Source organism: Buttiauxella massiliensis (assembly GCF_902500225.1).
GTDB lineage: Bacteria > Pseudomonadota > Gammaproteobacteria > Enterobacterales > Enterobacteriaceae > Buttiauxella > Buttiauxella massiliensis.
Genome location: NZ_LR722664.1, coordinates 86,058 through 105,075, shown reverse-complemented (window position 1 = coordinate 105,075; position 19,018 = coordinate 86,058). Strand labels below are relative to the sequence as shown.

Annotated in this window: 15 protein-coding genes and 4 pseudogenes; all 19 read right to left on the bottom strand. The window is 46.8% G+C overall.

Annotated elements, in window-relative coordinates; translation table 11 throughout:
- A pseudogene (locus tag GC128_RS20015) lies at window positions 1-136 on the bottom strand (DUF2345 domain-containing protein); the annotation flags it as partial.
- Window positions 137-284: 148 nt separating this feature from the next.
- On the bottom strand, window positions 285-1,250 hold the full coding sequence (locus GC128_RS20010; protein ID WP_226812202.1) for a T6SS immunity protein Tli4 family protein: 966 nt from the start codon (window positions 1,248-1,250) through the stop codon (window positions 285-287).
- Window positions 1,251-1,372: 122 nt separating this feature from the next.
- Window positions 1,373-2,989: an esterase/lipase family protein gene (locus GC128_RS20005; protein WP_151995772.1), complete on the bottom strand. Its 1,617-nt coding sequence runs from the start codon at window positions 2,987-2,989 to the stop codon at window positions 1,373-1,375.
- Between the two features lie 3 nt (window positions 2,990-2,992).
- Complete coding sequence (locus GC128_RS20000) at window positions 2,993-5,506, bottom strand: type VI secretion system Vgr family protein (RefSeq protein ID WP_151995771.1); 2,514 nt, start codon at window positions 5,504-5,506, stop codon at window positions 2,993-2,995.
- A 141-nt stretch (window positions 5,507-5,647) separates the two neighbouring features.
- Window positions 5,648-6,058 (bottom strand): hypothetical protein, encoded by a 411-nt coding sequence (locus GC128_RS19995; RefSeq protein WP_151995770.1) that lies wholly within the window; start codon window positions 6,056-6,058, stop codon window positions 5,648-5,650.
- Window position 6,059: 1 nt separating this feature from the next.
- Entirely contained in the window at window positions 6,060-6,755 is a 696-nt protein-coding gene (locus tag GC128_RS19990) for a hypothetical protein (protein WP_151995769.1), read from the bottom strand.
- A gap of 447 nt (window positions 6,756-7,202) precedes the next feature.
- Window positions 7,203-7,502: a hypothetical protein gene (locus GC128_RS19985; protein ID WP_151995768.1), complete on the bottom strand. Its 300-nt coding sequence runs from the start codon at window positions 7,500-7,502 to the stop codon at window positions 7,203-7,205.
- Window positions 7,503-7,803: 301 nt separating this feature from the next.
- Entirely contained in the window at window positions 7,804-8,160 is a 357-nt protein-coding gene (locus GC128_RS19980; protein WP_151995767.1) for a putative T6SS immunity periplasmic lipoprotein, read from the bottom strand.
- A gap of 186 nt (window positions 8,161-8,346) precedes the next feature.
- Window positions 8,347-8,832, bottom strand: coding sequence for a putative T6SS immunity periplasmic lipoprotein (locus GC128_RS19975; RefSeq protein WP_226812198.1), 486 nt, complete (start codon window positions 8,830-8,832; stop codon window positions 8,347-8,349).
- Window positions 8,826-9,008 (bottom strand): annotated as a pseudogene (locus tag GC128_RS23175) (type VI secretion protein); the annotation flags it as partial. The pseudogene GC128_RS23175 and the gene GC128_RS19975, both read right to left, overlap by 7 nt.
- Complete coding sequence (locus GC128_RS19965; protein ID WP_151995766.1) at window positions 9,007-9,441, bottom strand: putative T6SS immunity periplasmic lipoprotein; 435 nt, start codon at window positions 9,439-9,441, stop codon at window positions 9,007-9,009. The gene GC128_RS19965 and the pseudogene GC128_RS23175, both read right to left, overlap by 2 nt.
- Window positions 9,438-9,831: pseudogene (locus GC128_RS19960) on the bottom strand (type IV secretion protein Rhs). The gene GC128_RS19965 and the pseudogene GC128_RS19960 overlap by 4 nt, the downstream one beginning before the upstream one ends.
- Before the next feature lie 12 nt (window positions 9,832-9,843).
- Window positions 9,844-12,477: a type VI secretion system ATPase TssH gene (gene tssH, locus GC128_RS19955; protein ID WP_151995765.1), complete on the bottom strand. Its 2,634-nt coding sequence runs from the start codon at window positions 12,475-12,477 to the stop codon at window positions 9,844-9,846.
- Between the two features lie 194 nt (window positions 12,478-12,671).
- Window positions 12,672-13,163 (bottom strand): type VI secretion system effector Hcp, encoded by a 492-nt coding sequence (gene hcp / locus GC128_RS19950; RefSeq protein WP_151995764.1) that lies wholly within the window; start codon window positions 13,161-13,163, stop codon window positions 12,672-12,674.
- Window positions 13,164-13,165: 2 nt separating this feature from the next.
- Window positions 13,166-14,889: pseudogene (locus GC128_RS19945) on the bottom strand (OmpA family protein).
- 3 nt (window positions 14,890-14,892) lie between these two features.
- On the bottom strand, window positions 14,893-15,546 hold the full coding sequence (gene tssL, locus GC128_RS19940; RefSeq protein ID WP_151995763.1) for a type VI secretion system protein TssL, short form: 654 nt from the start codon (window positions 15,544-15,546) through the stop codon (window positions 14,893-14,895).
- A complete protein-coding gene (tssK, locus tag GC128_RS19935) occupies window positions 15,543-16,880 on the bottom strand; it encodes a type VI secretion system baseplate subunit TssK (RefSeq protein WP_151995762.1) in 1,338 nt (445 codons plus the stop codon). The genes tssL and tssK overlap by 4 nt, the downstream gene beginning before the upstream one ends.
- Window positions 16,881-16,892: 12 nt before the next feature.
- Window positions 16,893-18,443 carry a type VI secretion system contractile sheath large subunit gene (gene tssC, locus GC128_RS19930; protein ID WP_151995761.1) on the bottom strand — a complete coding sequence of 517 codons (1,551 nt, stop codon included), beginning with the start codon at window positions 18,441-18,443 and terminating at the stop codon, window positions 16,893-16,895.
- Between the two features lie 31 nt (window positions 18,444-18,474).
- A complete protein-coding gene (gene tssB / locus GC128_RS19925; protein WP_151995760.1) occupies window positions 18,475-18,969 on the bottom strand; it encodes a type VI secretion system contractile sheath small subunit in 495 nt (164 codons plus the stop codon).
- Between the last annotated feature and the right edge of the window lie 49 nt (window positions 18,970-19,018).

The window sequence follows — 19,018 nt, the reverse complement described above, 5'->3', positions numbered from 1 at the left end:
TATTTCCCCCACTCGTTGCCGTAATGTTTTCTCCGGCTGACAGCTGTATGGTTTTAGGTGTGACTTGAGCGATTCCTTCAGGAGCAGAAAGTAGCAATGCTGACTTTTTAAGTTCGGTCAGCGCATCGCTCAGTAAAAATAAAATAACCCACTGATGTTTATTCAATATAAAATTTAAAACATAACAACTAGAATCTATACTGTATCAGTAATCTTCAATTATAAATTCAGTTCTTCTTCTCGTGACAATACTTTAAAGGGAATCAGCTATTGTGTGTGAATATTTAAAATGCCCCGGGCCTGACTCTTAACGTTTGACTTATTGCATCCCAGAAACTGACAATTTCATCTTGATTATAAGGTGAAGGAATCCATTCTTCGTTGAGAAGTTCAAGGCTAAAGACAGGGGTTTTATAGCTACCCGTTTTTTCATTTGTTAGCATAATAAAATCATAACGGTCATTATCATTCTTTTCCGAATACTTGCCTTTTGCTAACAACTCCTCAGTAAAAAGTCCATTTATATTACGTACACCTTGACGTAGCAAAGAGCCATTAACCGATAATAAATTACTTACTATCCCTCCACTTCGTTCTAAGAGACTATCCTTTTCCTGAATAAAATTATTGGTCGATATCCCAAATCGTAACTGGCTGGTATTATTACTTTCATAAAGCATATCTATACTTTCTCTATCTTTATTATTATCGAGTATAAATGCATTCTGAATGCAGTTACCCGGTTTCATCGGAATTTCATCCTCTGCTCGCCCTTGGATTCTAACGAGTAAATCATTAAGTTCTGCCAATTTATTTGGCACATTATTTTCATAATTTTTCGGGGATGATTTTCGGTAATCATCATAACGTTTATCAAGTCCATTTTTTGCAGCCAGTTCTATCTTTATAGCCACACCATTGCTATAAAGATGAGCTTCAAGCACTCTGAACACATCATCATAAGTTTCTTGCTCTACACGTTCAAAAATGACACCATTTAACCCATCTGGTAATTTATATATGTTTTTTAGATATGGCATATCAATTGAAGAAATGGTTTTTTTAGATACTAATTCCCGTTCACGCAAGTGAATACTTTGCTCAAAAGCAGGTGCATACATACGTTTGGTAGTTATTTCACTATCATTGACTGTGATAATACTTTTTTCTGACGGCATATATGCTTCGGGAAAATCTACCAGATAGCGACCGACGCAGCGTGTTTTCATATTTTGTAATAATATACTCACTTTAATCTTCTCTTCTCTGGATAATTTAGTTTGGAAAGGTGATGCTGCTTTATGATTGTAGACCCATATACCGTATATCGAGGTGATAATTAGAGTCAATATAAGAAAGTATTTCCTTTTCATTATCGATAGGCCAGCGTGGTGTTTTTAACTTCCTGCGCAATCTTAATTATTGAACGAAGGGTGAATAACCGGGCGTCATCAGTTGGATTGTCGCCTTTCTTTTTATAGGCTCCTTCATGCGATACTTCAACACCCAACATCGCTTTCAGTCCACTGTCTGTAAACTTTGCAGCCTGTACAGGAACAGTACCATCACCAGAATCCTCCGCTGGAGAAATAATATACTCTTTACTTAACCAGTTAGCTTTATTTTGATCGGTAGTCAGTATGACTGTACGGGCATCCGTAATTTCTTCCAGATATCTATCAGCAATCACACCCTTGTATGCTAATATCGAAAAATCTTTCCCTTTACTTTTGTCATGCCAACCATGAACGTTGGATTTCCAACATACTTTTGCATAGGAAAGATAATCACTCCTAAATTTAGAATCGCTATGTTTTCCACCGCGCCCGTAAAATGAATAAGAGTTTTTATTGAACTTACCATCTAGTTTATTTATAAATATTTCAACTTTAGTTATTATATTTATATACTCACTCCAGCTTGCATCTAATAAAATATTATCTCTTTTTTTATCTTCCGGGTTAAGAAAGCGATCCTCACATAATGTCCACCAGGCATTTCTTTCTTTATATATTTCCGTGAATGGATTACCATTTTTTGGTAATCCTTCTTTCAGCCCCTCTATCTGCAACCAGCCTGAACCATAAGATTTACCAGGCAACAGTTCTAAAGGGCCGGGGGATTGTGCTAATACCGCAGTCATCTTCGCCCCCGTATTTCCAAGAACTATCCCCGCACTGCTTGCTTCTCCGGCCTTCATTCTGCGGTATGCCGTGGGTGAACCTAAAGTGGGCATAACTCCATGCACAATACCTAATACTTTATCGCTGCCACTCATATTTTCGGAGAAATGACGAGCAACAAGTCCGCCCATAGAATGAGTGACCAGGATAACTTTTTCACATAACATTCCACGGCTATTATATTTATGAATTACTTCCGTCACTCTTTTATTAAGTAGTGTTGCGGAATCAACATTCGATGCCAGCCAGTTATATCCAGCACCATGTACAGGGAATAGATATTTATAGCTTAATGCTATTTCATCTTGCGTGAGATTTGCCTCGCCGATTTCAGCTTTCAGATTGTGATTTGCTAATTTTTCACGTTGCGTTAATTTTCCATTATTTGTTTGCTTATTTTCTTGCATTTCAGCATGATCATTCAGTGCTTTCTGAAGCCAGGGTAAAAATTCTCCGTAACTCATATACCCTGCTTCTCCCCATTTTCGCTCTTTTCTCGACGAAAATAGTAACTTCTCCATATGGTCTTCTTCATCGACATCACCGTCATCATCGACTGATGTTCTTTTATAATGTAGCAGGCGTTTCCGATCCTCAGCCCCCTTCATTGACCAGTCCCAAACAGTACTAAGAGTTGAATCTAATCGCCAGAGAGGTTTTTTATCAGCCCCAGTTAAATTACTCCCCATAACACCAGGTAGAAATATTACAGGAATGACTCTATTAGGCAGTTTGTAAATAACAGCTTTTGCATCTTTTTCTTTTGCTTCTGGTACCACATTAGTAGGGTTATTTATTCCAGCCATCTTTTATTCCTCATCCTGTAAATAAGCTTTAAATGAATCCACATTCACGCCAGATTGCTTTGGAGCACTTCCGGATGAAGCCGTGGTCAATGTCTGCTCAGTTCCATCTCCACTGACTAACCGGATCATTTGTCCCGCTACAGGTGAATCATCATATGGCCAGCGAACTTCCGGCGTAACAGCAAAATCAGCGCTCTCCCATTCCTGTGCCGCCTGAGTGATACTCTTTCCAACGAACTTCTGCCAGACAGCTCCGCGTTCTATGATTTTGTCCGGCGCTGCGCATTCAACAGTACCGTCAGCAATTCGAATATATCCTCCGCCGCTTGTCAGGATGATTTCCTTTTTGGCACTGATAATGATTTTTCCTTCACTGCTGCTGATACGAATATCTTTCAGCGCATCCAGGGTCATTTCATCACTCTGAGCCTGAATCTCCACTTTCCCTTTACTGGCAAACAGCTTGATGCCCAGCTTCTGTGCATACAAGCTGATACGTTCCCCGGCAGCTACAGTCAGTTTCTTGAGGATACTGAAATCTGTATTTCCCCCACTCGTTGCCGTAATGTTTTCTCCGGCTGACAGCTGTATGGTTTTAGGTGTGACTTGAGCGATTCCTTCAGGAGCAGAAAGTAGCAATGCTGACTTTTTAAGTTCGGTCAGCGCATCACTCAGTAAAGCCTTCTGAGTTTGTAGGTCTGCAAGCTCAGCTTTCGCTGTCTCTGCGGCACTGCTTAATGACTCAGCAAGGCTTTGCGCTTGTTGTAACTGACTCAGTGCAGCAGACATTTCCAGCATCATCCCGCCAGCAGAGGTCTGTGCATCTGCAGTAATGAACACGCCTGCACCACCGCGTACGGTCACCCATTTATCCGTACGCAGTTCAGCCCCTTCACCACGCAATGCCCGCGCTCCATCCACGTTGTGACCTATGTTGAGCTGGGTTTTGCCGCCGTACTCGGTACTGAGCTTGATATGCTCTTCGCCGCGCTTGTCTTCCATGCGCAGCTTGTTGTTCGCCGGGGTGCGCACCACGTTGCGGGTGTTGTTCGCTTCCGAGACGTGGTCGGTGTGGCGTGAATCATGCAGGGCATGAGCAATATACGGGCGGTCGGGGTCGCCGTCGTGGAAAGCTATCGCCACTTCGGTACCCTGAATCAGCGGGAAGTGAATGCCATACACATCGCCGCCGTAGGGTTTGGCGAGACGCACAGGCATACTTTCCTGGCCCTGCGCTTTGTCGTCCTGGTCGGCGTCGAATTTCACCCGGTACAAACCGGATGCGTCCTGCCAGGCATAGATATCGTTGGCTTTTGCGCTGGTCACGCGCGCCATCATGGTGCCGCTGACCTGAGGGCGGCCCAGCAGAGGTGGGCGCCAGCACAGGGTTTCGCTGTAGGGAACGGCATGAAAGTAAATTTGAAGCGAGTCTTCTCGGCTAGCTGTGAACGCCGTGCTGATAATGACAATGCCGTTTTCCGTACCGGCAGGGAGTGTTGGTATTACGGTATCTTCACTTATGGTCAGTACCTGAGCAGGGCGCAGCCTGGCATCATTCGAAATGCCGGTAATCAATATTTGTGACGAGAGAAAGCGCTCATGATCGAGACGAGCAAGAAAGTTACCTGTTTCTGCTGTTGGGTCGAGTTTATCCCCCGTATCGAGATGACGGGGTTTGTAATGATAAACTTCGCCGTAGGTAGAACCTTCACCGTCACCACGAGTCATGTCAGCTCTTGCGGATTGCAATACTTTCTGAGCTTCACGGTAGTTATAGTCTTTCGTCGTAACTGATGAAGAAACGACATTATGCTGAACATGTATATCCCAGACTGATTCAACATCATTATCGTTCATACCTGATGGACTATTCAGTGGCAGTGTTTTGCCGAACTCATAAGCACTCTGCTTATCTGCAAAATGTACTACTTCGGTTTGTGTATCAGGTTGTAAGGTGAAGAAATAAAATACTCCTACCTCTGACAGCAAACGCTGAATAAACGTCAGGTCACTTTCCTGATACTGGTTTATCTGCTCGCGCTTTGGATATGTCTGCTTTAATGAAAATTCATATTCCCAGCTTTTGAGTCCATGCTCAATAAGTACCTGCTCGATGACTTCTGGAACAGATTTATTGACAAAAAATCGATGTGTACGGAACTGATTGCTAAGTAATGACAAGTACGGTTCAATAATTAATTGATATGTTGCCTGATCCTTGGAACCACTGATGCGTTGAAAATGTGTTATCACACCATGAACAATTTTCTCTCCACTGATGGCCATTAATGGCCCGGTACCCATAGTAAGTGTGACAGACTGACGGAGCAGCGAGGAGTTAAGAATGTTTTTTTCTTCTGAGGTGCAATGAATAATGTATCGATATAAACTGCTTACCCCTTCTTTACCACTAAAATCTACGACATCAAGTAATGATTGGCAGGAAGGAATATCTAATCGATAGCGATTAATTGTCGTTTCGGTGACCATTGATTTGATTGTATTCGTCAGGTTCATTGAACTTACTCCTTGATTAAAATCCAAACATCCATAGTTATGTAATTATCATCAAATGCTAATTAATACACCGGAATAATTGAATGAACAATAATATTCAATCTTAATAACATTAAGATATAGGATAAATAGATTATTGAATTAGACAATAGCCTTAGTGAGACTGATTTTTTTTAGTTGATTATCATGCCGCAGATAAAACACAACTCCGTCTCGTTCTGAATTTAGCCATATTTCTTCACGACCATTATCCTGTACCCGGTACAGTGAAAAACCAAGACTGGAGAGATATTGTCCAAGTATCATGGAATCCCCACCTATGAAGGTTATGATGCTCATTTCTCTTTGCCCACCATCAGGTGCCACATATGAAAATGAGTATTTACTTGATATTCTTGGAGCTTTCTTTATTTCATTATCAGTAAACATATAGTAACTGTACAAATCACTTTGTTTATATTCTCTCTCCCCTGCCTCTGGAATAAGTACATATAGAGATACCCCCCCAAGAATAAGAACAACCAGGACAATTATTTTTTTGGATAGAGACATATTACTGGTCACTCATAAATGAATAGTGCGTACCATCGTTCGTCAAAATTTTCACCTTACCGGAGTTTAAATCACAGAAGGGATGTATCCATGTCATAAACGCCGGTAAATTACCTTTATAGGGTTTCCCAGAAACACATTGCTTTTCCGGATTGGGAAATAATAAAGGTAAAAATCCTTTGTTTTTATAACCCCCAATAGGACCATAATAATCCCATCGCTTTAATGCATCCTGCTTACTAATTAGTTGGAGCCTGGATTGATAATTCGACGGTAAAATTGCCCTATAAAACCCCAATAGATCAGATGTTAAATCTTCCCCACTAAATCCACTATCAGTATGCCAACTAAAAAACCACTGTGACTGGTAGTTTTCAAAAAGGCAGGCCGTAGTTAACATCATTGATAAAGCTATACTGTGGATTTCTTCTACCGAAAGGCCTTTGCTTATTTCCCAACGTACAAACTTCCCTGTCCCAAATGTTTTTTTATGGACAAACATTTTTTGGCTATAAGTTATCTGATAACTGCAATTGCTACTCGACTCCCCTTTACGAAAGTCAGCCAATAAACTGATAATATCAGTACCCTGAGCGTGTCCAATATCAATCCAGCCAAGGATTTCACTATAGACAAGCCCAGTCCTGCGGTCATTGGTCCATTCATAAGGCTCAATTATGTCACTACGCTTACTCATAAACTAATCTCTATTTTATTTAAAAGAATGTTCTGAATTTCTGCTGCCTTAATGCTCAGTCAGGCTCTGTAGTAAACAAGTACCCATCGTCAGAGTTGCAGGTTTACGCACTAACTGCTCGGGTTCTATATTCCTATTAGTACTGGTGAAATAAATGGAGTAGCAATAGAGTTCACTTAATACCTCGTTACCACTGAAATTCTCTACATCCAGCGGAAATGAACATGAGGTAATATCAAGACGATAACGATTCATGCTTGTATTAGTCATTGAAACTAGTGTATTCAAAGTATCAGGCGAACTCATGAAATTTGCTCCTTGTTATCAATCAGGGATATATCACAATTAGTTCACTATAATTCCAAACATTAAAATAAACACATTCATTATTACAAGATTTAGCTGTCCCAGTTGTATCTGTAGAACACAAAAATTTCATCTTTAATTTTATATAGTCGTTGAACTCGTAAAAAAAATAATAATAGCAACTATCATCCACAAGACCGAAAGAAATTTCCCTGTGAGTTTTTTAGATTTGATAAATAAGAAAATTTGCATTAAAATTATTAGAAACAAAATCAGGATCAGAAAAATATATCGATTGCCTGCATTATCTTCAATAGTTCCGGATACGACTGCAGGATCAACATCTGACATCCAGTCATATTTACTGCCAGAGAATAATAGCATCAGCGACACACCCAAAGCATATATTCCGTACAGACCGATAAGTATACCTTTATTCATTAGTAGTTCACCTGACGAGCTGGCTAAAACGCTGCCAGTGTTTCACAATAAAATCTCCATAACTGGTATTTTTCTTTATACTTTCCATAGACTGTTCAGTGCCACAGTTATACACTTGCCGTTACGTTATATAGCTCTTAAATGATAGTAGCCTAACGTTAGGTTATTAATATGGATTTGGTTGTAACGGCATTATTTGAAACTGGCTAATTCAATAAACATTCTTATCATTAACGGTATTTTACTTTAACCAGGCGAATTTATAGAAAGTTTCACAGCGGACCTAGCTGTGTCATTTTGTTTATCGCCTTAACCCTTTTACATTCCAGTTATTATCGATGAAAAATTCGTAATGGTAGTTAACACCATTCAGATTATAGCTTGATGAATACCGATAGCCGCTATCAAGAATGACATTTATACAGGTATCAGGGTAAGAAAATTTAAGCCCCTCGTTAACAGCAAGCCTTTTTTCACCATCATAGTTAGAATATAAACTATAACGACTTAATACATCCCTCTTATCTAAACTAAAACATACCCTTCCTTTATCTACATAAAATGGTTTAAATCCCCCGATTTCCTTTCCTTCATGCTCTCCCCCGGGGCAACCAGTTAATAAACCGCACAAAGGAATTGCTAATATTATTTTTTTCATCCTGGTTTTTTTGCACTATCCATAGCCAGTATCCTTTATTTAAAGGTGCTCACCAAACCATGTACCCGTTTATAGCAATCCCATACCCTCCATCAATGCGGCAGTTCACAACTTAATGTTGTTCTGACCATGCCTCTGTATAGCTCAAGATATTTACCCCTCAAGATTTCTCAGCGCTTCTATAATTTACAGTTGACAGGTACCGACTGAGTTGTCCATCACATAGCGACAATATGGCAGGGATATTTCTCTTTCGGTCGGTGTCACGTTATAAATATGCCCGCCGTTTATTTCCAGGGTGATAACGAAACTCCGCGGCTCATCATATTCTTTTGAAATTAATAGATACTCGATGATGAACTGTCCCTTATCCGGGAAATGGTAAAAAGAAGGTGGAATACATAATTTCCCATCCGCTACAGTAAGGCCTGGAGAGAAATTAAAGTTCTTTTCTTTTGAAGGTGTGCTGCGGGGATTAATCCCCATATTTGCGGGCTGATAATCCCGAGCATCTGTAATGTTAAAACATACATTGTCCCCCTGCTGACTGACCTGTGCTGTTTCATCAAAACGCATTCTGTCGCCCGGCCCCGGACATCCAGTCAGCATCAATAAACACAAGGCAAGCGAACAAGCAGGCCATAACACACGAAAGCCTGTCGTCTTCACCATGGGAAACCCCGTAATGCGTTTTTGTATTGTTTACGTATCACTGGTTCAGAAATATCGCCATCAAGGGTATAGCGATAGCTGACCATCCAACTGACCAGGCCTCTCCCGATAACATTCATCCCTCTGGCTCGTTGCCAGACATGGCTCATCTCGTGGATAAACAGGTGTTGAAAGTTATCTCAAAGCCTCTTGATCCGTTAATGAGATGCCAAAAACTTGTCCATTCGAAACTTCAACTCCTGTAACAATTTTTCGGGGGCCAGAACTCTGTGTTGCAGATGTCAGAATGTATCTGACAATAAATTGTCCTTTATCCGGCAAAGGCCAGAAGGATGGAGGAATACACAACTTCCCATCAGCTATTTTCAAATCAGAGCCGAACATAAATTTCTGTTGATTAAAAGGTGTACCTCTGGGGCTAATAGCAAGAGCTGAAAGTTGATAATTGTCTGCATCACCGATTTCAAAACATACTCTATTACTCATCATGCTGACGTGGGCTTCCTCATCAGGTTGCAATCTGTCGCCTGGCCCAGGGCAACCAGCCAGTGTTGTCAGACTGGAAAAGAGAAGTGTTGTATGTAAAAGGCGAGTTTTTTTTCTTTTCACCAAGGGAACCCCCGCAGAGTGTCTTTATACCGCTGCCGGATGACAGTTTCGCTGATATCCCCATCAAGCCTACATCGATAGCTCACCATCCAGCTGATCAAGCCCCTGCCTATAACATTCATCCCTTTCGTCCGTTGCCAGACATGGCTCATTCAAATGTTGCAAGAAAGGAAGCGTTGCAGATAAGTCATCCCTGTACCAGTCACGAAAATACAGCTCACCGTTTGGCGTCATCGCAGTATTCTTATCCTGCGGATCAAAAGGCAGATAGCTTTCCTTGTGGATCCACACCATGCTGTAATCTATGGTGGAACCAAATACCGTTTTTGCTAAAGCAATCTCTCCGGAAGTCAGTAACCGAGCCCCGCCTTCTTTTAATTGATCGACCATCTGAAACCTCCGTTACTGCTCACCAAACTCCAGCACAATCCCGTCTTCTTCATCCCATCCCAGCGCCAGGCTGTGGGTTTTCTGTTGCCCGGCTTTGCGTTGCAGAAGTTGTTGGCTGAGTACCGGCAAAATCTGCTGGTTGAGCAGGCTGTCTATGTTGCGCGCGCCAGTGTCCGGCAGCAGGCAGGCGGCAACCAGGGTGTCGTAAAGGCTTTCGTCAATGGTTGTTTGCAGGCCGTAATGGTTTTTCAGGCGCTTCGCGACCTGCGCCAGCTTCATTTCCACAATGATTCTTAACGCTTTAGCATCCAGTGGGCGGTAAATCAGCGTCTGGAAGCGAGCGAGCAGAGCGGGTTGGAAATGTTCGCGCAGTATCGGTCGCAGTAATTCCTGTAGATCGCCATCTGAAGCTTCCGGTTGTTCGTCCAGCAATTGCATGATGTGGTCGCTGCCAAGGTTGGCGGTCATCAGGATCACGGTGTTACGGAAGTCGATTTCACGCCCTTCGCCGTCGCGCATAAAGCCACGGTCAAACACCTGGTAGAACAGGTTGATCACGTCGCGGTGCGCTTTTTCCACTTCATCAAGCAGCACCACGCTGTAAGGACGCTTGCGCACTGCTTCGGTAAGAATGCCGCCCTGGCCGTAGCCCACGTAGCCTGGAGGTGAGCCTTTAAGCTGGGAAACGGTGTGCGCTTCCTGGTATTCGGATAAGTTGATAGTGATCAGGGATTTCTCGCCGCCGAACAGGCTGTCAGCCAGCGCCAGCGCTGTTTCGGTTTTACCCACACCGCTCGGGCCGACCAGCAGGAACACGCCCAGCGGGCCGTTTTCTGGCGTAAGTCCGGTTTTCGCGGCACGCAGGCGTTGTGCCATGTCGATAAGCGCCGTGTCCTGGCCGACCACGCGGTTGGCGAGGTGGTTTTCCAGCATCAGCAGATCGGTCTGTTCGTCTTTCAGCAGACTGGTCAGCGGCACGCCGGTCCAGTCGGCAATCACGGTGGCGACAGTGCGCACATCCACATCCAGCGACAGCAGTGGAGCACTACCTTGTAAATCTTTGAGTTGCTGTTGCAGCGCATTGGCGACGGCCTGACGGCTGATGTCCAGGCGGACTTCGAGCAGTTGCTGGGTGAGCAATTTTTCCGCGTGGTATTGGGTTTCCAGCGCGGCGAGGTGTTCGTTCAACGCAGCAGTCTGTTGTTCAATTTGCTCCAGGCGCTCGCCATGGCTGTTGCTACCCAGCGCGATATCTTCCAGCAGCGCCTGGTTTTCCAATTCCAGCGCGGTGATTTGCGCTTTCAGGCGGGTGAGTTCTTCCGGTAACGTGTCGAGGCTCATGCGCACGCGGGCAGATGCGGTGTCGAGCAAGTCAACCGCTTTGTCCGGCAACTGGCGGCCCGTGATGTAGCGGCGCGACAGACTGACTGCGGCTTTCACAGCTTCATCGGTAATATGCACGCCGTGATGTTGCGCGTAACGGGATTTCAGGCCGCGCAACATCAGGCAGGCCATTTCATCATCCGGTTCGTCTACCTTAACTATCTGGAAACGGCGCTCCAATGCAGCATCACGCTCGAAATACTGTTTGTATTCAGACCAGGTGGTGGCCGCGATAGTGCGCAATTCGCCACGTGCCAGTGCTGGTTTCAGCAAGTTTGCGGCATCTGCCCCGCCCGCCTGGTTGCCTGCGCCGATGATGGTGTGCGCTTCGTCGATAAATAGCAGCACTGGGGTCGGGGAGTTTTGTACCGCGTCGATGACGTTTTTCAGGCGCTGTTCAAATTCGCCTTTTACACCTGCACCCGCCTGCAAGAGGCCAAGATCCAGAGTACGAAGGCTGACGGTTTTTAGGCTGTCCGGCACATTGCCTTCGGCAATGCGCAACGCCAAGCCTTCGACCAGCGCGGTTTTGCCCACGCCCGGTTCGCCCACCAGAATCGGGTTGTTTTTACGGCGGCGCGAGAGAATGTCAACCATCTGGCGGATTTCGTTGTCGCGGCCAAAGACCGGGTCGATTTTCCCTTCTTGCGCTTTGGCTGTTACATCGAGAGTGAATTTATCGAGTGCAGCCTGTAGTGCTTCACTCAGGGTGTTGCCGGAAACACTGGTCGGTTTTTCTTCCGTAAGTGAGGACGGTTCGCGGTTCAGGCTTTCTTGCTGTTGCAGTTCAGCACGTTCATCTGACTGCACATCCAACAGCGGTTTCAGGCGCTCAAGCTGCGAGCGGGAGAGACTCAGCAGCGGCCACAAGCTGTCGCAGACCAGTATTGACGGTTTATCAGTTAACGCCGCAAGCAGATGATGACTGCGGATTTGTGCATCGTCGTCTTCAAGCGAAGCAATCAGCCATGCCTGTTTAATCAGATGCAGTAGAAGTTCGGCCAATTGTGGACGGCTACGCACGGAGCGCGGCATGGTATCAAGGTGTGCCAGCAAACTCTGCCAAATATTGTCCATGTCCCATTCGTAACGGCGGGCCAGCACAGTTATATCCCCCTCCCCGAGCTCCAGCAGTTTAAGCAACCAGTGTTCGACAGTAATTTCCGCATGTGCCCGGCTCTGGCACAGCGTGGCGGCTGCTTCCAGCGCGCGGGCACAGTACGGGTTTAAACGACGAAGTAATACGGCTGACTGGTTATCCATGCTGGCTCCTTGATTGGGTACGCTACCGCCCTTAGCCTTCTCCTTTGCAGGAGACCCAGGCCCATAAGGTCGATGATTTTTTTGCTGTTTTTGTTTGCCCACACTTTGTCGGATGGCGAGTTGCGTATTCGCGCTACGCTTCGTTCGGGCAAACAAAAACAGCAGACGGTTTCCCGTCTGCTGTGAGTGCTGCCTTACGCGGTAGTACGTTCGTTCCAGGAGTCGGAATGAATGATGTTGCCGTCTTTGTAAGTCCAGGTGATTTTTTCGTAACGCAGTTCAATCATTTCCAGATGGTTGTGTTTTTCCATCGCAGGATTTTTGATGTCATGCATTTTTGGTGCGACTTTCACCAGCTTGACGTTTTCCAGTTTGGTGTTGAAGTACTCAACTTCCTGGCCTGCGTCATTGATGCGATACCATTTGAATTCAGCAGATTTCAGCGTCTGGCCGGTCGTTACCGCTTTGTAGAGGTATGGACTGGAAGAGTCGATTTCTTTGGTAAACAGGAACGGGGTGTGGATACGGGTTCCCGTTAATTTTCCGGTGTTGTTATCGGTCGGGATGTACAGGTTGTGTTCCTGCGCCACCACTTCGATGCTGCCTTCACGGTCTTTAACATCTACGGAGCCTTTAATATCCGCACCGCCGTCGTCTTTCAGCCACAGGTAGACTGGAATAGCCATGTTTACTTCTCCATTTCGTAGGTTGTGACATCACCCTTAGCCGGTGATGTTGTTTTGCCCGGTACCTGGCAAGCATCTGCCTGAGGCACCAGACTGATCTCAACGCGGCGGTTAACCGCGCGATTTGCATCTGAATCATTGGGTTTCAGTGGACGGCTTTCGCCGTAGCCCTGTACCGCAAAGCAACTTTCCGGCACATCACCGGTGTCACGCATCCAGTCACGGACTGATTCAGCGCGTTTGAGGGAAAGAATCTGGTTGGACTTGTCATCGCCGGTATCATCGGTGTGCCCAGCGACAACAATCAGCCAGCCTGGTTTGACTTTGATATTGACGAGCGCACTCACCAGCACTTTGGTAGAGCCAGGTTTAAGCTGCCATTTGCCCACATCGAACAGCGACATGCTGTCAAGACGCACGGTTTTCGGACCCTGAACAATTTTATTGATGACCGGAGGCGGCGGAGGCGGTGGAGCCCAACTATTGATGGCGGCCTCAAGTGGCGCGATGAGGCGCATCCCCTGATAGAGTCCCAAAGACATGCGTACAGGCGCACCACTACGTTGCCACTGATCAAGCAAACGGGCATCAGCACGTAACTGTTGCTGAGCAATCGTTTTTGGGGATGCAGGTGTTCCTGTAAGCCGGTGATACAACGCCAGGTGATCGCCTACGTTGCGAATTAAACGTTGGTTATTGATATATGAGGCCAGCAAGGCAAACAGCAGGAATAACCCACACAGTAAGCCGGCAATCTGCCAGGTCTGCATCAGTTGGGAGACACCCCGGCGGCGAGGAATAAATGGCAGCAGCAGATCTGGTAATGGCAGGTAACTCTGACTTGCAGATGCAGTTGGTGGCAACGAGGTAACGCCTGCAACATGTGTCTGCCAGAGATTGATGGAGCGCCCCGTAACCGGGGTCAAGCAGGCCCCCATGCGCATGGAATCAGCGCCGGGAGATCTCCCTGACGCTGTGCCAGAACATCCTGAACGTGAGTCTTAGCCCACGCCACCAGGCTCTCAATCCAGAAAACTGAACTGAGTTTTTCCTGAATGTTGCGGCCATCTTGTTCACGCTCCCACTCAACCAGCGGTATCACAACAGCCCCCGCCTCACGCATCTGAATGGCTTTCTGACCTGGAGTGGCGGTATACCAGCGTTCCGTTTCAGTTGATTCCATGGCTGGCGGTGAAATCCAGATGCCAATCCACATCGGTGGAATCCCGGCAAGCCAACCTTTGCACTGCACCATCGCACGATGCCAGATGCGCAGTTTTTGAATGAAATCGTCCTCGTCCTGATGTTGTTCCGGCACAACGGTCAACAGCACGGAGATCTGGGCAATCAGTGCCGGGCGAACCTCAGCCAGATGCTGTGCCAATAGTGGAAGTTGTTCTGGTGCTTTGACCTGCAAATACCAGCCCTGACGGGTTTCCCTGAAGAGAACTGAAGCTGAAAACAGCGATTCGCTGTCACCACAAACCAGCACCACTGCGCCCTGGAAATCTTCCGGTGGCAGAATGGAGTCCGCAATGTGCTGATGGGCAACTTTATTGTTGCGGTCTTTACGCCACTGAAAATAGCCGGCAGCACCGCTTAAAATGACAACCAGCAGACTCAGCACCACGCGGCTGCCCCTTCCCAGCGGCCAGAAGCCAAGAATCAGCAACAGCGCGAGGCCGGTACCAAGCAGCAGCAACAGGAATTGCGTTAACCTGCGCATCAGTTATTTGATCCCTGCCAGTTGAGAGAGCTGATTCGCGAGCGTGCTTGACAGGAAAAACCACAGTGCGACCAGTATTGCGACGCCAAGTACCCACGAAAACCAGTACGTTTTGCGCCCGGTGCGCAAACGCGATGATCGGGAAACCACTGGGGTTTCCTGAGCGGAGGAAAAAGCCGGCACCTGCTGGCTCAGCTTACGCACCACATCTTCACGGCGTTCGTCGCCCTGCTCGCGGTAGCGGCCCGCAAATCCTAACGTCAGTGCACGGTAGAAACAGGTTAGGACGGCAGTATCGGGCGCAGGCTCCTGCAAAACGGCGCGAATACGCTCCCACAATTCCTCACCAGCGTTAAGCGTATTGAAATAGCGCGCCTGAAGAGGGTTCTGCAGCCATTTAGTGTTCCCACTGTCCGGCTTCGGACGGTTCAGCACACTCTCATCAAGTAACGCACAAAGGGTGTAAAGCATATGGTCCGTGCTGGTTTCGTTGAACCCGTTACGAGAAAGAGCTTCACGCGCACCATCCACCCACCCGCAGGCACGACGATACAACGCTTCTCCGTCCTTAATTTCCTGGCCATTTCGCAACTGGCTGACCATCAGCCAGCAGGGATAAAAGATCTCATCAACGACAGAAGGTTTTATTTTGCTCATGAGCGCAATACCGCAAACAGTTCGAGTTGGATATCACCAAGTGATCCTGGCGTGTAGAACGCGCAGTTACCCGCTTCCAGCATGGCCTGCGCCGCCTGGCCATTCAGATCGAGGGCGAAATACTGGTTCTCCAGACGCAGAGGAATGGCCGCCGGAACATGTGACAGTGGTTTCATCACCACACCGTTCAGCGCCACGTTCACCACATCGGATACATCTTCAAAGCTGCCCGCTTTACACAACAGCGGGAACTGCGTCTGCAATAGATGATTGGGAATAGTTGAGCGAACAGAGAGGTAGAAATCAGCCCCTTCGCGCAGGCGAGCATCATGCAGCGAACCTGTCCAGAATTGCCCTTCGCGGATAAGCTCAATGGCCACCATCCGTGATGGCAGGCTGGCTTCAAGCAGCGCATCCAGCAGGGTAAATAGTGGCGGGAAAACCTGTTCAGGTGCGTGATGTTGATAAAGCGGAATATCTTCAGCTTTATGTTCAAGGGAGAACGTCAACAGACTGCCTGCCAGACGTACCAGTTCACGATAGAACATCTCTGGATGACGCGAAGGCGCCTGATGAAGTTCAGTCAACACGGGTTCAGCGCTGTTTAATGCATTGAGCAGCCAGAACAATGACACATCTGCCACAACGAAATCGGCCATACGCTCATTGCTTTCGCGACGCATGGCCATCAGACGGCGGCGACGTGCCTGCAGGCGATGGAGAAGATCCCCTAGTGCTGTCAGCACAACGGGACTTGCTGACAGTCGCAACATCGGTGGGATGAAATTCGCATCCTGGATCCATTGCCCTTGTGCATTACGCAGCAGGCGCACCACCGGACATGTCAGGTATGCGCTATTTTCCTGGTGAGCAAAACGCAATGTGACGGCATGGCGCATAACAGCCAGTTCGGTACGTTCATGACCGGCAAGCTCCTGTACCGTCACCCACTCTTGTCGCCAGCGGCGAGGACGTTCACTGTCCTGCCCATCATCAAGATTACCGCCATTAGCTGACAACAGCGGCAGGGCAAGCACAACGTCCACACTTTCGCGATCAGCCACCAATGACAAATCGCAAGCCGGTGGCAGATTATCCGCCAGCTCACTGTCAATCAGCGTGCCATCTGGAAAGCGAATCACCAGACGCAGTGCATTCAGCCGTGAAAGTGCCAACGAGCCGTTATCAAATGCCACATCGATAACACCCCACGGGTTTGCCAACCCCATCTGGGCCACGTTTTCAGCGACAAAAGCATCCCAACGGGATTGTTGCTGAAATTGCTGTGGGGCCAGAAATGCCCCGTCAGTCCATAATGGACGGTAAATTTTCATCCCTGCTCCTGATTACGCTTTCGCTTTAGGCATCTGCGAAACAAGGGATAAATTCACGTCCATTCCTTCAACCTGGAAGTGCGGTATGGCATACAGTTTCACGCGGAAGAAGCCAGGGTTATCTTCAATATCTTCCACGGTAACTTTTGCATCACGCAACGGGTGAGAAGCCTGCAGGTCGTCACCCGGATCGGTCATTTCAGTGACCAGACCACGTACCCAAGTATTCAGCTCCAGTTCAAGCAAACGACGGTCTTTAGTGGTACCAATGTTTTCACGCTGGATAAGCTTCAGGTAGTGAGCGATACGTGACAGCAGGAAGATATATGGCAGGCGTGCGTTGATGCGGCTGTTAGCTGTCGCATCAGCAGTGTCATACAAGGCTGGTTTCTGTGCAGAGTTCGCGGAGAAGAAGCATGAGTAATCGCGGTTTTTGTAGTACGACAGCGGGATGAAGCCCAGGTTGGCGAACTCAAATTCACGCGTTTCCGGAATCATCACTTCACTTGGGATTTTCACCTGATTGCCGGTGCCGAGGTCATATAAGTGGATTGGCAGGTCAGTCACTGCACCACCCGCTTGCGGGCCACGAATCTGCACACACCAGCCGTTTTTGATGAAGCTTTTCACCATGTTGGCAGCAAATGCGAATGATGCGTTGGTCCACAGGTATTTGTCGTGATCCGGGCCTTTCACTTCTTCAACATAGTTGAAACTGCGGACTGGCACCGTGTCCGGACCATACGGCAGACGGCCAAGTACACGTGGCATCACCAGGCCCAGGTAACGGGAATCATCAGAATCGCGGAAAGATTTCCACTTGATGTATTCAGCACGGTCAAAGTAGTTGCCGATGTCTTTAATCGCAGCCACTTCTTCCATGGAATCTTTCAGGAAGAATTTCGGGCCAACAGAGGCGATAAACGGCATGTGCGCTGCAGCAGACACTTTAGAGATGTTACGCATCAGCGCCACGTCTTGTGGACTTGCGTCGAATTCGTAGTTGGAAATCACTGAACCAATTGGCTCACCACCTGGGGTGTCGTATTCAGCGATATAGGTGTGCGCGTATAAACCACTCTGGATGATTTCCGGGGAGTCTTCGAAATCCTCACGCAGATCATCTTTGGATACGTCCAGCACTTCGATTTTCACATTCTGGCGGAAATCAGTACGGTCAACCAGGTGCTTGAGGCCACGCCATGCGGATTCGACTTTCTGGAAATCGTCGTGATGCATAACTGCATCAAGCTGGCGGCTAATCTGGAAATCCAGCTCAGCAATATGGTAATCCAGCAGAGTTTTATCGAGCTTTTCAACGCTCTGACCGGAATTTTTCAGACGCTGTAACAACACCTGCACAGCCGCGGTTACACGTTCATCAGCAGTTGCATCAGCCAGCGCTTGATTGTCCTGCCAGACATTAATGTCCGACAGACCGGAAACCGGGTTCAGGTTGATTTTTTCAAATAAAGAAGCGTAAACACCACCAGCTTCAGAGCGATCCAGAACAGTGGTCTGGGTACCGGATGAGGAATTTTCATTATTAACTGACATCAGCATTATCTCGTGTTAATCCGTTAATTCGGGAGGGTTACGCTTTCGGTGCGAGGGCATTAAGTTCATCGCGCAGTTCATTGCTCAGCGATGGGTCTTTCAAGATATTTTCAAGCTCCTTTCGAAAAGTAACGTTATCCAATAAATTAGATTTAAGGTCGCGTAATAAATTACGCATGGCCAGCATGGCTTTTAATTGCGGGATCTGTCGAGCAACTTGTTCTGGCTCAAAATCTTTCATCTCACTGAAAGAAAGCTGGACGTTTTCTTGTGAACCATCACCCGCAAGGGTATTTTCAACTGTAATATTTATAGAGGGGGAAAATTCTGAAAGCACACTATTAAAGTTATTTTTATTGATGTTTATCTTTTCACGTTCAGACAGTGGGCGAATCTCCTGCCCGTTGCTGTAATCACCCATAACAACTAATTTAAGTGGTAATTCAACTTTCTTTTGTGCCCCTCCTGTGTGCAAATCTAACTTTATGTTTACACGTGCTTTAGGTACTTCATTCTGGAAAGAACTTGACACAATTAACTCCTTTTATGGCATCCATGGCAAATCACAGGCGACAAAAAAC

Coding starts and splice junctions, on each gene's coding strand:
- GC128_RS20005 (WP_151995772.1), bottom strand. CDS start 2,989: ATGGCTGGAATAAATAACCCTACTAATGTGGTACCAGAAGCAAAAGAA.
- GC128_RS20000 (WP_151995771.1), bottom strand. CDS start 5,506: ATGAACCTGACGAATACAATCAAATCAATGGTCACCGAAACGACAATT.
- GC128_RS19995 (WP_151995770.1), bottom strand. CDS start 6,058: ATGTCTCTATCCAAAAAAATAATTGTCCTGGTTGTTCTTATTCTTGGG.
- GC128_RS19990 (WP_151995769.1), bottom strand. CDS start 6,755: ATGAGTAAGCGTAGTGACATAATTGAGCCTTATGAATGGACCAATGAC.
- GC128_RS19985 (WP_151995768.1), bottom strand. CDS start 7,502: ATGAATAAAGGTATACTTATCGGTCTGTACGGAATATATGCTTTGGGT.
- GC128_RS19980 (WP_151995767.1), bottom strand. CDS start 8,160: ATGAAAAAAATAATATTAGCAATTCCTTTGTGCGGTTTATTAACTGGT.
- GC128_RS19975 (WP_226812198.1), bottom strand. CDS start 8,832: ATGGTGAAGACGACAGGCTTTCGTGTGTTATGGCCTGCTTGTTCGCTT.
- tssH (WP_151995765.1), bottom strand. CDS start 12,477: ATGGATAACCAGTCAGCCGTATTACTTCGTCGTTTAAACCCGTACTGT.
- hcp (WP_151995764.1), bottom strand. CDS start 13,163: ATGGCTATTCCAGTCTACCTGTGGCTGAAAGACGACGGCGGTGCGGAT.
- tssL (WP_151995763.1), bottom strand. CDS start 15,546: ATGAGCAAAATAAAACCTTCTGTCGTTGATGAGATCTTTTATCCCTGC.
- tssK (WP_151995762.1), bottom strand. CDS start 16,880: ATGAAAATTTACCGTCCATTATGGACTGACGGGGCATTTCTGGCCCCA.
- tssC (WP_151995761.1), bottom strand. CDS start 18,443: ATGCTGATGTCAGTTAATAATGAAAATTCCTCATCCGGTACCCAGACC.